The organism is Pararhodobacter sp. CCB-MM2 (assembly GCF_001691415.1).
Taxonomy (GTDB): Bacteria; Pseudomonadota; Alphaproteobacteria; order Rhodobacterales; family Rhodobacteraceae; genus Pararhodobacter.
In genome coordinates this window covers 21,980-33,862 of the sequence record NZ_LRRR01000024.1, presented here as the reverse complement: position 1 = coordinate 33,862, position 11,883 = coordinate 21,980, and the positions used below count along the sequence as shown (strand labels likewise).

Annotated in this window: 12 protein-coding genes; 1 reads left to right on the top strand and 11 read right to left on the bottom strand. The window is 66.4% G+C overall.

Going from position 1 to position 11,883, the window contains the following annotated elements:
* Positions 1-5 precede the first annotated feature (5 nt).
* Positions 6-716: a helix-turn-helix transcriptional regulator gene (locus BCY78_RS18370; protein ID WP_083195142.1), complete on the top strand. Its 711-nt coding sequence runs from the start codon at positions 6-8 to the stop codon at positions 714-716.
* On the opposite strand, the gene BCY78_RS18365 is transcribed toward BCY78_RS18370, so the two are convergent.
* From BCY78_RS18365 to BCY78_RS18320, 11 genes are all read right to left on the bottom strand, one after another.
* A complete protein-coding gene (locus tag BCY78_RS18365; protein WP_068304785.1) occupies positions 704-1,780 on the bottom strand; it encodes a 3-hydroxyacyl-CoA dehydrogenase family protein in 1,077 nt (358 codons plus the stop codon). The two genes, BCY78_RS18370 and BCY78_RS18365, sit on opposite strands and share 13 nt — an antisense overlap.
* The gene (locus BCY78_RS18360) at positions 1,777-2,694 is read right to left on the bottom strand and encodes a helix-turn-helix transcriptional regulator (RefSeq protein WP_068304783.1); all 918 of its coding nucleotides are present in this window, start codon (positions 2,692-2,694) and stop codon (positions 1,777-1,779) included. Before BCY78_RS18360 ends, BCY78_RS18365 begins: the two co-directional genes overlap by 4 nt.
* Before the next feature lie 273 nt (positions 2,695-2,967).
* Positions 2,968-3,390: a thioesterase family protein gene (locus BCY78_RS18355; RefSeq protein WP_068304781.1), complete on the bottom strand. Its 423-nt coding sequence runs from the start codon at positions 3,388-3,390 to the stop codon at positions 2,968-2,970.
* A 6-nt stretch (positions 3,391-3,396) separates the two neighbouring features.
* Positions 3,397-4,578, bottom strand: coding sequence for a benzoyl-CoA 2,3-epoxidase subunit BoxA (boxA, locus tag BCY78_RS18350; protein ID WP_068304779.1), 1,182 nt, complete (start codon positions 4,576-4,578; stop codon positions 3,397-3,399).
* Positions 4,575-4,736 (bottom strand): hypothetical protein, encoded by a 162-nt coding sequence (locus BCY78_RS25650; protein ID WP_158515957.1) that lies wholly within the window; start codon positions 4,734-4,736, stop codon positions 4,575-4,577. The genes boxA and BCY78_RS25650 overlap by 4 nt, the downstream gene beginning before the upstream one ends.
* A 113-nt stretch (positions 4,737-4,849) precedes the next feature.
* Positions 4,850-6,301 carry a benzoyl-CoA 2,3-epoxidase subunit BoxB gene (boxB, locus tag BCY78_RS18345; RefSeq protein WP_068304777.1) on the bottom strand — a complete coding sequence of 484 codons (1,452 nt, stop codon included), beginning with the start codon at positions 6,299-6,301 and terminating at the stop codon, positions 4,850-4,852.
* Between the two features lie 108 nt (positions 6,302-6,409).
* Positions 6,410-8,068, bottom strand: coding sequence for a 2,3-epoxybenzoyl-CoA dihydrolase (gene boxC / locus BCY78_RS18340; RefSeq protein ID WP_068304775.1), 1,659 nt, complete (start codon positions 8,066-8,068; stop codon positions 6,410-6,412).
* Between the two features lie 139 nt (positions 8,069-8,207).
* Entirely contained in the window at positions 8,208-8,639 is a 432-nt protein-coding gene (locus tag BCY78_RS18335; RefSeq protein WP_068304772.1) for a DUF309 domain-containing protein, read from the bottom strand.
* Positions 8,636-9,448, bottom strand: coding sequence for an alpha/beta fold hydrolase (locus tag BCY78_RS18330; RefSeq protein WP_068304770.1), 813 nt, complete (start codon positions 9,446-9,448; stop codon positions 8,636-8,638). Before BCY78_RS18330 ends, BCY78_RS18335 begins: the two co-directional genes overlap by 4 nt.
* Positions 9,445-10,995 (bottom strand): benzoate-CoA ligase family protein, encoded by a 1,551-nt coding sequence (locus BCY78_RS18325; protein ID WP_068304768.1) that lies wholly within the window; start codon positions 10,993-10,995, stop codon positions 9,445-9,447. Before BCY78_RS18325 ends, BCY78_RS18330 begins: the two co-directional genes overlap by 4 nt.
* 144 nt (positions 10,996-11,139) lie before the next feature.
* Positions 11,140-11,826, bottom strand: a complete 687-nt coding sequence (locus tag BCY78_RS18320) for a D-lyxose/D-mannose family sugar isomerase (protein ID WP_068304766.1) — start codon at positions 11,824-11,826, stop codon at positions 11,140-11,142.
* Positions 11,827-11,883: the final 57 nt, after the last annotated feature.

The following is an 11,883-nucleotide window of genomic DNA, read 5'->3' as shown; positions in this document are numbered from 1 at the left end:
GCGGTATGTCCCCTTTTACGGAGGACAATGTGCCCAGCCCCTATCGCCAGATCACCGCCTGCCTTGCCGCCGTGGGGAGCGAGGCCTTCCCCCGCGCCTTGCTGGCGCTGGTGGAGCAGAGCGGCGCGCGGCAGGTCATGGTCTTCGCGCTGGACGACGGCGCGCGCTGCCTGCTGTCGTGGAATTTCGCCGCGCAGTCCTTGGGCGAGGCCTTGGCGGAAAGCTATCTCGACGGCTGGCATCGGAAAGACCCTTTGCGGCCGGTGCTGGCGCGCATGGCATCCGGACAGCGCCGCGTGGTTCCTATCGGGCCCGAGACCCGGATGCAGGCGGCCTATCGCGAGCGGTTCTTCACCGCGCCGGGGCTCAGCGGCAAGACGGCGGTGCTGGTCGCGACAGTGCATCATCGGCTGGTGGTCAACCTCTATGAAGCGGGGATGCGCATCGATCCCGATCTGGCCGAGCTGATCGCCGACCTCGCCGCCCGCCACTACGACAGCGGCGCGCGGCCCGATCCGCTGGCCGCGCTCAGCGAGCGCGAACGGGCGGTCTGCGAGGGCATCCTGCAGGGCCGCAAGGCCGAGGCGATTGCGGGTGACATGGGCTTGTCCGCCGCGACGGTGGTGACCTACCGCAAGCGCGCTTACCACAAGCTGGGCATCGCCTCGCGCGGGGCGCTGTTCGCGTTGGTCGGTGAGGGTGGTCAGATCCGGTAGGGACTGCCGCTGCCCAACTCGGCCGCGTAATGCAGGATGCCGCCGCGATCCTCAGGGAAGCCGCAGGCGAGGACCGAGGCGAGGTCGATGATATCGCCCTCCACCTTCATCGCCCGGGCCGAGCGCAGCAGCGCCCCGACCAGCCGCTCGGTGATCTCGTCCGGGCCGATCTCGCGCGGGGCGACGCCGGCGAAATGCGCTTCCTCGCGGGCCAGATCCTCGATCAACGGGTCGATCACGCGACCGCCGCCGCCGGGATAGCGATACCAACCCACGCCGCCTTTGCGCCCCAGCCGCCCCTCAGGGACCATGCGGGCGATGAGCGGCAGGTCATGGCCGGTCAGCTTGTGGCGGGCCAAGGCACGGTCGAGGCCCCGCAGATCCTGCGCCGCGCAGGGCCCGAGGTCGAAGCCGAAGGCCTCGGCGGCCTCGTCCACCTCCCACGGGGTCGCGCCTTGGAAGACCAAAGCCTCGGCCTCGTCCTCCATCGCGGCGATCAACCGTGCGCCAAGGAACGAGGGCACGATCACCGGCAAGGCGCCCAAACGATAGGCCAGCCCCAGCGCGGCGGGGTCCGAGCCCTTGAGGATCTCGATCATGCCGATGGCGGGCGGGGGCGCGTCGCATTCGATCAACGCGACCGGCCCCTCGACCTGATCCTTCAGCGAGCCCAGCGACACACCCGCGCCCAGACTGACCATCAGTGCCCGCGGCGACAGCGCCGCCAGTTGGCCCATCAGCTTCACCCGGGCCAGCCCGTCACCGCCCGAGGCCTCGATCAACACATCGGCGTCGCGGGCCTGATCGGTGTCGGTGGTGAGGGCGATGCCGGCGCCCTTGCCGGTGCGGGCGAGCATGTCGCGCGCGCGGACCACGTCGAAATCGTTCTCTTCCAGCAGGGTCACGCGGCAGCCGGTCTCGATCAGCGCCACGGCCATCCCGAGGGCCTGCGGACTGCCGCCGGCGACGACCGCATGCTGCACTGTGAGGGGAATGCCGTCCGACAGGCGCTTGCGGATCCGCGCCAGATGCAATTCGCCGCTGGGCAGGATCGGACCGCTCACTGCAGGAACCCGCGTTCAGAGATCAGGGACAGCAGGTCGTCGGTGGATTCCTCCAGCGTGCGTCCCGTGGTGTCCAGCTTGGCGCGCGCCTGTTCATAGAGCGTTTCGCGGCTGGTGAGGATGAAGCGCAGCTGGTCCATGGCCTCGGGATTACCGGCCATCGGGCGGGTGTCGCCTTGGTCACGGACGCGGGCCATGTGTTCGGTCGGCGCGGCCTTGACCCAGATCGTGTGGAAATGGCCAAGGAGCGTCTTGTAGGTCTCGGGCTCGGACACGATGCCACCTGCGACGGCGAGGATCATCTGGTCATAGGTGGCGATCACCCGGCCGAGCGCCTGCGCTTCCAGACGGCGGTAGCCCTCCTGCCCGTAGAAGGCCATGACCTCGTTGACGGGCATGCCCGCCTGTTCCTCGATCTCGCGGTTGAGTTCGACGAAGGGGATGCCCAGTTCCGCCCCGGCGCGTGCGCCCAGCGTGGATTTGCCCGCCCCGCGCAGGCCGATCAGCGCGATGCGGTTGCGCCTTGCGGTGGCTTCGGGCGTGGGGGCCAGCAGGTCCAGCACCTTGGTGCGCACCTCGGCCGGGGCCTCGCGGTACAGACCGGCGACACGCAGGGCTTCCGAGGTCCAGGGATCGTCCTCGCCCACAAGCCATTCGATGCGGTGATCGAGCGCCTCTGCCACCCGTTGCAGCAGGCCGATGGAGATGTTCCCCTCGCCCGCCTCCAACAGCGCCAGATATCGCGGCGAGACGCCCGAGGCCTCGGACAGCACGCGGCGCGGGATGCCCTTCAGCTCACGCGCTTTCCGCACCCGCTCGCCCACGCGCAGGATCAGCGCACGGACGGCGGCCTCGCCCTGCGCTTCGCTCTCGGTGGCGATGGATTCGCCGCGGAAATTGGTGATCTCGGACATGTTCTGGGGGCGGTTTCGGTAGAATATTGCACAACCCTAGGCCATGCCTTTCGCCCGAACAATAGGCAACCCGCCGCGAAATGGGGCGCGTGCACTATTCTGCCGGGAGGGGGCGACGAAACGGTCCGGCACTTCTTGGCCCGGAACGAGGGCGCTTTGGTGCCGTCAGCACGACGAACGAGGTCGCCCGGACGTGACGCCATAAAGCACGGACCGCGATTGTTGCGGCGCCCACCCGCGGACGGGTGCCGGCCCTCGGTTGCGCTTAGGGACTCAGGCGCCCTCCGGGCTCTCCAGATGGCGCTCGATCAGGGCGCGAACCTCGGCGGGTGGCGGGGCCTTCCGGAAGGTGCTGGCCTGCGTGAAGACGCAGGTGAAGCGCCCCTCGAAGCAGGTCACGCCATCCTGCCGTCCGGTCACGCGCCAGTCGATCGAGGTCTCGCCCAGACGGGTCGGCGCGGTGGCGCAGATCAGCCTGTGGCGCGGGGTGATCGGCGCGCGGAAATCCAGCGACATATGCACGAAGGGCGTGCCGAAATCATGGTCCAGCTCCATCTGGAACCAGCCGCCGCCGAAATGATGCTCCCACCAGCCATTGATGGCATCAAGGGCGAAGGCCGGGATCCGCGCCGTATAGGCGATCTTGGCAGGGTCGCAATCGCCCCAGGTGACGCGGATCTCGTGGTCGTAGGCCATAGTCGGTCAGTAAGTCTCGACGTGATAGCGGCCTTCGTCGCGCATCGCGTCGCGCGTGGCGTCCCAGCTGAGGCCCGTGCTTTCCGAGATCGAGCGGAAGGCCTCCTCGACCCCCTGTTCCATCCCCCGCAGGCCGCAGATGTAGATATGCGTGTTCGGATCGGCCAGCAGATCGGCCAGGGCCTCCTGCTCGTTCATCATCCGGTCCTGCACATATTCCTTGGGCTGGTCGGCGAGGCGGCTGAACACGAGGTGTTTCTTCAGCAGCCGCTCGGGCACCTTCTTCAGCGGGCCGAAATAGGGCAGCGAATCCGGGGTACGGGCGCCGAAGAACATCGTCATGTCGCCGGTGGCCCCGGCCGAGCGTTGCCGGCGCATGGTGAAGGCGCGGAACGGCGCGGAGCCGGTGCCGGTGCAGACCATCAGCAGGCGCGCGGCGGGGTCTTCGGGCATCAGGAAGGTCGCGCCGAAGGGGCCGGTGATCTTGACCTCGTCGCCGATCTTCAGATCGCAGACATAGTTCGAGCACAGGCCCTTTTCCTCGCGCTTCACGGTCAGCGAGAGGTTGTTGTAGTTCGGCCGCTCACCATCACGGGGGCTCGAGACCGAATAGAGGCGCGGCAGATGGGCCTTGCCGTCGGCGTCAGTGCCGGGGGGAATGATGCCGATCGACTGGCCTTCCAGCACCGGGAAAGGCTGGGCGCCGAAATCGAGGATGATGTGACGGACATCGGCGCCGGACTCGTCGGCGGTCAGGCGGAAGTTGCCGGTGACCTTGGCCGTCGCGGGTTTGCCGAGATTGTACAGGTTCACCGAGGCTTTCGACGCGCTCTTCGGGGCCTTGGACTTACCGCCCGCGCCCTTGTGGGCCTCGGCCAGCAGGGCCTCCATCGCGGCGTCCAGCGCCTCGACGCCACCTGCCGCCTCGCCGATCTCCTGCTGCTCGGGCAGCTCGTCCCAGCCGAATTGGTCGTCCAGCGAATAGGGCGTCTCGACCACGCGCCATTCGTCGATCGAGCCGGTCGGGCAGACCGGGATGCAATCCATGCAGAAGTCGCATTTCTCGGCATCGACGACGACGTTGCTGTCGTCATGGGTGATCGCCTCGACCGGGCAGGTCATCTCGCAGGTATAGCAGCGGATGCAGATTTCCGGGTCGATCAGGTGCTGTTTGAGGGGCTTGTTCATGCGCGGGGTGTCCGGGGATGCAGCACCGTCTCGGGCAGACGGCTCAGTTCAAGGAGGCTCCAGCAGGCGCCGGTGCAATCGGCGCATCCGAGGCAGGTCGCTTCCTTCTGGGTAACACGGTGACGCGTGGCGTCCAGGGCCGAGCGTTCGATGGGCATCGGGACCTCCCTTCCGTTTGCCTTGGGTGTGGCGGGGGCGCGAGGCGCGCGCCCTCACCGGAGTTGCGCGGCGTAGGTCGGGGTTTCACCCCGACACTTCGCCGAAGGGCCAGTCAGGCCATATGCAGCTTCACATATTCGAAGTCGCCGGGCTTGTTGTCGATGCCGACTTTCGGCGGGGCGATCCAGCCGGCGAATTTGCCGGGCTCGAAGCAGGGCTTCATCAGCGACTGGATGAAATCGCCATCCGCGCGGGTCGGCAGCCAGCTGTCGCGCTGGGCGTCGTATTCCGCGCCCGAGAGCAGGTTGCCCTCCGGATCGAAAGCCTTGCCCGAGAACACGCCGATCTGGCGGTGGAAGCTCTCGTGCGGCAGCTTCAGCTCGAACTGGATGCCCGACTTCTCGATGATCTTGTTCCAGCGGCCGACGCCACCCGCCGCGTCGCGGATGTAATCGTCACGCAGGCGCATGTTGATCGCGGTCAGGGCCGGAACCTCGTGACGGATCAGCTTGCCGTCGACGAAATCCCAGACCGGGTAGGTGTCACCCTTCAGCTGGTGGTCGTCGGTCAGGCGGTGCTCCATGTAGCGGCCCTTGATCCCGGCGTTGAACGCGTTGGCGGCGTTCGTCGAGACTTCCTGACCGAAGAGATCGAGCGACAGCGTGTAATGCAGGTTGAGCTTCTTCTGGATCGTCGGCAGGTCGATCACGCCGAGGGCGCGGATACGGTCGATCTCGTAGGGATCGTCGATGCCGTTCTCGGCCATCACCTGACAGGTGCGCTCGATCACGCGGCCGACGCCGGTTTCGCCCACGAACATGTGGTGCGCTTCCTCGGTCAGCATGAAGCGGCAGGTGCGCGACAGCGGGTCGAAGCCCGATTGCGCCAGCGATTCCAGCTGCATCTTGCCGTCACGGTCGGTGAAATAGGTGAACATGAAGAAGGACAACCAGTCCGGCGTCTCTTCGTTGAAGGCACCGAGCATCCGCGGGGCCTCTTCCGAACCCGAGGAGCGGATGAGCAGGTCATCGGCCTCTTCCCGGCCGTCCTTGCCGAAGTACTTCTGCAGCAGATAGACCATCGCCCAGAGGTGACGGCCCTCTTCCACGTTCACCTGGAACAGGTTGCGCATGTCATAGAGCGACGGCGCGGTCAGGCCGAGGAAGCGCTGCTGCTCGACCGAGCCGGGCTCGGTATCGCCTTGGATGACGATCAGGCGCTTGAGCATGTTGCGGTATTCGCCCGGGACTTCCTGCCAGGCGGGCTGGCCGGCATGCTCACCGCAGGGGATGACGCGACCCTCGACCTGCGGGGCCAGCAGGATGCCCCAGCGGTATTCCGGCATCTTCACATAGTCGAACTTGGCCCAGCCCTTCGGGTCGACCGAAACGGCGGTGCGCAGATAGACCATTGATTTCTGGAAGTTCTGCGGGATCAGGTCATTCCACCAGTTGATGTAACCGGGGTGCCATTTCTCCAGCGCCTTCAGCACGCGCTTGTCGTTCGAGAGACCCACATTGTTGGGGATCTGCGTGTCGTAGCTGACGTTGATGAGGTCGATCATGGGTTCCTCCTGTGGCGGTGGGGCGAAGCCCCACCCTACGCTTCTTGCGGGACCGACCCTGCGCCGGGACCCGTAGGGTGGGGTTTCACCCCACCGTCGCAGGCATGATCACACGCGCTGCATGTTGTAATCGCCGCGCACGCCCGTGCCGTAGCGCTGCAGCGCGCCGTCCTTGCCGGTGGCGTTGGGGCGGTTGAAGATCCAGTTCTGCCAGGCGGTCAGGCGGCCGAAGATCCGGGTCTCCATCGTTTCCGGGCCGGCGAAGCGCAGGTTGGCTTCCATGCCGGTCATCGCATCCGGGCTGAACGAGGCGCGTTCTTCCATGAAGATGCGGATCTCGTCTTCCCAGTCGATATCGTCGAAGGCTTCGGTGACAAGGCCGGCCTCCATCGCGTCGTCCGATTCCATCGCCTCGCCCAGCTTGCCCTTCAGCGCGGTGACAGCCTCGGGCTCGCCGAGGAAGCGGGTTTCCAGACGGGTCAGATCGTTGCCCATCGGGAAGGGGCCGAAGTTGCCCTCGGACAGCGTGACGGTGGCGACCGGGCGGTTGTCGCCCTCGAATTCGCCTTCCATCATGTAGCTGCGATCCGAGGCCCAGAGCAGTTCCGCAAGGAAACCAGCATAGCACGAGCCGTTCTCGACCAGCGCCACCAGCGAGCGCGAGGTCACGTCGACGCGCTTCAGCACGCGCTTCCAGAACTGCAGGATCTCGCGGCCCAGCCAATGGTCTTGGTTCGCCAGCATGAAGGCTTCATGCGCCAGCACGGCCTCGGGGTCACCCTGGGTGCGGAACACCACCAGGCCCAGTTCCATCTCGTTGAGGCGCAGCTCGAGGATGGCGTCGTCGAATTCGCGGGCGAGGCGCAGCATCCAGGACTGGTCGCCCTCGGCCACCAGCGCCTCGGCCGAGGCGGGCACGTCGCGGTCCGGGCCGTTCAGCGTGATCGTCGCCTTGCGGGCCTCGCGGTCCACGTCGACTTCGACCAGCGAGTAATGGATCGAGCCATTCTCATCGATGGTCTTTTTCAGCGGGTTCAGCGCGATGCCCTGACCCGTGGCCTTGTCCGAGGCCGCGGCGAATTCCTGCGCGCGCTGGGCGACGGTCTCGTCGAATTTCGAGGTCGCGACGACCTCGTCGACCAGACGCCAATCCTTGGCGCGCTTGCCCTTGATGCCTTCTTCCAGCGAGCAGAAGATATCGGCCAGATCGCGGCGCACCTTGCGCTTGTCGGTGACGCGGGTCAGGCCGCCGGTGCCCGGCAGCACGGCCAAGAGCGGCACTTCCGGCAGCGAGACGGACGAGGCGCTGTCATCGACCAGCATGATGTGGTTGCAGGCCAGCGCCAGCTCGTAGCCACCGCCCGCGCAGGCGCCTTTGACCGCCGCGAGGTATTTCTGGCCCGAGTCGGCCTCGGCGGCTTCAAACGTGTTCCGGGTCTCGTTGGTGAATTTGCAGAAGTTCACCTTATGCGCATGGGTCGCGCCGCCCAGCATGCGGATGTTCGCGCCGGCGCAGAACACCTTCTCCTTTCCCGAGCGCATGACCACGACCTTCACCTCGGGGTGCTCGAAGCGCATACGCTGCACCACGTCGGCCAGTTCGATATCGACGCCGAGGTCGTAGCTGTTCAGCTTCAGCTGGTAGCCGTCGAACAGGCCGCCGTTCTCGTCCACGTCCATGGTCAGATTGGCCACGGCGCCGTCATAGCTCACGCTCCAATGGCGGTACTTGGACGGGTCGGTCTGGAAGTCGATGCGCTTGGTCATTGGAATCCTCCCTGGGGTCCGTCGGCAGCCTCGGTTGCGATGCACAATAGTGCCGACATGGTAAGCGGTAAATACCTATTTTGCCGATTCAGCAGCCGAAGTGCAAGATATTTCCACGTCCGGCGCGCAGAATATTGCACTATACTGCAGTTTCATCCTGAATCCGGACCTGCAGCGCTAACAGCACCGCCGCATCGATCCCCATCAGCGACTCACCCCCGCGGCGCCGGGCTTCGCGCAACGCGGCCTCGGCCAGGGGCAGGATCCGCGCGACGGCGCCTTCGCGGCCCATGCGGCGCTTCAGCCCGGCATTGGCCAGCTGGATCAGCCCGCGCAGGAGTTCCCGCTCGGCCGAGGCCTGCGGCAGGGCGGACCAGACGGCCTCCCAGAATTCATGCGCTTCCCAGTAGAAGCCCGCGCGAAAGGCCGCCAAGCCCCCGGCAAAGGCGGGGCTGGCGGCCAGCTCAGTGGGGGTCAGGCCCTCGAGCCCTGACAAGGCCGGGGCGAACAGGGAAGGGTCCGGGCGCGGGTTGCGGCCCGGGTAATGCGGCGCGGGCGGGAGGGCGGTCACACGCCTTCCGGCTCGGCGGCCTCATGCGCCATCAGCCGCCCGGTGAAGAAATGGACGGCGTCCAGAACCGCCTCGGGCTGGTCGAACTGCGGCGCGTGGCGGCAATCGTCCAAGGCCAGCACATCGACCGGGGCATAGGAGCGGGTCTCGAATTCCTCGACCTGCTTCATCGTGCCGTATTGGTCCTGCTGCCCTTGGATCACCAGCGTCGGGATGCGCAGATAGTCGATGATCTCGCTCACATCCCAGCTGGCGAAGTCGGGGTTGAGCCAAGCATCGTTCCAACCGCGGAAGGTCGCCTCGGGATCGCGGTGATACTTGCCCATCCTGGCGCCCATCTCGGGCCCGAAGGCCTCGCCGGCGCGGGCGATCTCGGCCAGACCCATCGGCTCGGTAAAGACATGCGGCGCCATCAACACGAGGCCCCGAACGCGGAAATCCTCGATCCGCCCGGCATATTCCGCGGCGATGGTGGCGCCGTCGGAATGGCCCATCAGCACGAATCGCGCGGCGCCGATCTGGTCCAGAACCTCGGGCAGCACGTCCTTGGCCTGACGGGTCATGTAATCCACCGGGAAGGGCAGATCTCCGGCGTCGGACTGGCCGTAATTCGCACGCGAGAACGCGAAGACGCCGAGGCCGGTCGCCTTGGCCAGCCGCGCGGGGAAGTCCCGCCACAGCGCCAGACAACCGAGCCCCTCGTGCAGCAGCACGATCACCGGGCCCGCGTCACGCGCGCCCCAGGCGGCCCATTCCAACCTTTTGCCGCCAGCGGTCAGCCAGCCCTTCCCCGAAGCCCAATCGATCATTCCGCAGCCTCCAGATCGCGCAGTTTGAAGCGCTGGATCTTGCCCGTCGCGGTCTTCGGCAGTTCCTCGACCACGGTGACCCAGCGCGGGTATTTCCACATGCCGATCTTGCCCTTGATATGCTCTTTCAGCGCGTCGGGGTCGATCTGTGCGCCGTCCTTCAGCACCACGAAGGCGGCGGGCTTGATCAGGTCCTTCTCATCGGGGCGGGCGACGACGGCGGCTTCGAGAATGCCCGGATATTCTACCAGCGCCTGTTCCACCTCGAAGGGCGAGACCCAGATGCCCGAGACCTTGAACATGTCATCCGTGCGCCCGCAGTAGACGAAACGTCCCTGCGCCGTGCGCTCATACTTGTCGCCGGTCCGGGTCCAATGGCCTTGGAAGGTGCTCATGCTCTTGGAACGGCGGTTCCAGTAGCCCTCGGCGCTGGACGGGCCGCGAACCAGCAATTCGCCCACATCGCCCTCGGCCACATCCTCATCGTGTTCGTCGACCAGCCGGACCTCATAGCCCGGCACGGCCACGCCCGAAGTGCCATAGACGATGTCGCCCGGACGGTTCGACAGGAAGATATGCAGCATCTCGGTCGAGCCGACGCCGTCGACGATTTCGGCCGCCCAGAGCTTTTCCCAACGCTCGCCGATATCGCGGGGCAGGGCCTCGCCGGCCGAGGTGCAGAGCCGCACGCAATGCTCAGGCGCGGTGCCCTTCTTCTCCTGCGCGGCGACCATCGCGGCATAGAGCGTCGGCACGCCGCAGAAGATCGTCGGGTTCTCCTGCGCGAGGATGTCGGACACGGCGTCCGGCGTCGGACGGCCCGAGAAGATCACCGCCGTAGCGCCGACGGACATCGGGAAGGACATGCCGTTGCCCAGGCCATAGGCGAAAAACAGTTTGGCCGCGCTGAACACGGTGTCGTCTTCGCGGATGCCCAGCACCTGCGCGCCGAAAGTGTCCGAGGTCGCCTTGAGGCTGGAATGCACATGGCGCACGCCCTTCGGCACGCCGGTCGAGCCCGAGGAATAGAGCCAGAAGGCCAGCTCATCGCCATGCGCCTCGACCGTCTCGATGGCGTTCGCGCCCTTGATGAAGTTGTCGTAATTCACGCATTCGGTGCCGTCGCAGCTGCGCTCACCGCCGATCACCACCACGGCGCGCAGAAAGCGGTTGCCGTCAATCGCGGGTTTCACGACGTCCCACAGCTGCTCCGACACCACGAGGATCGAGGCGCGGCTGTCATTGAGGATCGCCTCATAGACCGAGGACGACAGCAGCGTGTTCAGCGGCACCGGGATCGCGCCGGCTTTCAGGGCGCCCCAGAAGACCACCGGGAATTCCAGCTGATCGCGCACCACCATGGCGATGCGTTCCTCGCGCCGGACGCCGTGGCGCTCCAGCGCCCCGCCGAAACGGGCGGCCTGATCGGCAAGCTCGGCATAGGTCAGGCTGCGCTGGGCGCCGTCTGCCTCGCGGAAGGCAGTCTTGGCCCCGCGTCCCTCGGTTACGTGGCGGTCTACGAAATAGACGGCTGCGTTCTCGTTCATGGCAATGTCCTCCGCGCGGACACAGCCCCCTCCACAGGGCCGGGCGCAGAGTTGCGCCGCCGCTGATGCGATATAGTGCAAAAGCGGACCCGCATTGCAAGAAGATACTTCGCAGAGTGCAGTTTTTTGCACAATGGCCGAGGGTCAGCCCAGCCAGTGCCGATAATCGCTGACCAGAAGATGCGTGGGCGGCTCGTCCTCGTCGATAGTGGCGAAGCGACCGATCGGGTCTTTGAAGATGTTGTCGGTCTCGTCGTCGTTGACGGTCGAGACCTCGCCCACCAGCACATCGCCGCCCTCGCCCCAGAAGGCGTGCCAGTCGCCGGGCATCAGCGTGACGCTCTCGCCGGGTTGGAGGCGCAGCACCTCGCCGGGGGCGAAATCGCGGCGGATCCCGTCGCAGCGCACGCTGCCGCCGCGATCCTCGGCAAAGGCGCCGTGGTCATCCGAGCCATAAAGCTGCACCGCCAGCGTCGCGCCGCCGCGGTTGATGATATCCTCGGCCTTCAGCGCATGGGTATGCATCGGGCTCAGCTGCTCCTGCCCGGAGATCAGCAGCTTCTCGGCATAGCACATGCCGCGGCCCGCCTGCAGATCCTCAAGCCGCCCGTTCCTGAGGGTGAACAGGAACAGGCCCATCCGGTCGAAATCCCCGGCGCCGTAATCGGTGATGTCCCAGCCGCAGCGCGCGTCGATCACCGCGCGGGCCAGATCGGCCTTCTGGCGGAACTGATCGGGCGTCCAGCGGGCGAAGGGCGGCAACACGAAGCCGTGGCGGCGGATCAACTCGTCCGCCTCGGCCATGATCCGGTTGATCCGTGAGCGTTTCATCGGGGCCTCCCTCCCTGTCCGGCGCTAACATCGCGCAGGACAGGCGGTCTTGCAACG

Bases quoted from the DNA above. Each gene is read 5' to 3' on its own strand.
- BCY78_RS18370 (WP_083195142.1), top strand. From the start codon at position 6: ATGTCCCCTTTTACGGAGGACAATGTGCCCAGCCCCTATCGCCAGATC.
- BCY78_RS18360 (WP_068304783.1), bottom strand. From the start codon at position 2,694: ATGTCCGAGATCACCAATTTCCGCGGCGAATCCATCGCCACCGAGAGC.
- BCY78_RS18355 (WP_068304781.1), bottom strand. From the start codon at position 3,390: ATGGCCTACGACCACGAGATCCGCGTCACCTGGGGCGATTGCGACCCT.
- boxA (WP_068304779.1), bottom strand. From the start codon at position 4,578: ATGAACAAGCCCCTCAAACAGCACCTGATCGACCCGGAAATCTGCATC.
- BCY78_RS25650 (WP_158515957.1), bottom strand. From the start codon at position 4,736: ATGCCCATCGAACGCTCGGCCCTGGACGCCACGCGTCACCGTGTTACC.
- boxB (WP_068304777.1), bottom strand. From the start codon at position 6,301: ATGATCGACCTCATCAACGTCAGCTACGACACGCAGATCCCCAACAAT.
- boxC (WP_068304775.1), bottom strand. From the start codon at position 8,068: ATGACCAAGCGCATCGACTTCCAGACCGACCCGTCCAAGTACCGCCAT.
- BCY78_RS18330 (WP_068304770.1), bottom strand. From the start codon at position 9,448: ATGATCGATTGGGCTTCGGGGAAGGGCTGGCTGACCGCTGGCGGCAAA.
- BCY78_RS18325 (WP_068304768.1), bottom strand. From the start codon at position 10,995: ATGAACGAGAACGCAGCCGTCTATTTCGTAGACCGCCACGTAACCGAG.
- BCY78_RS18320 (WP_068304766.1), bottom strand. From the start codon at position 11,826: ATGAAACGCTCACGGATCAACCGGATCATGGCCGAGGCGGACGAGTTG.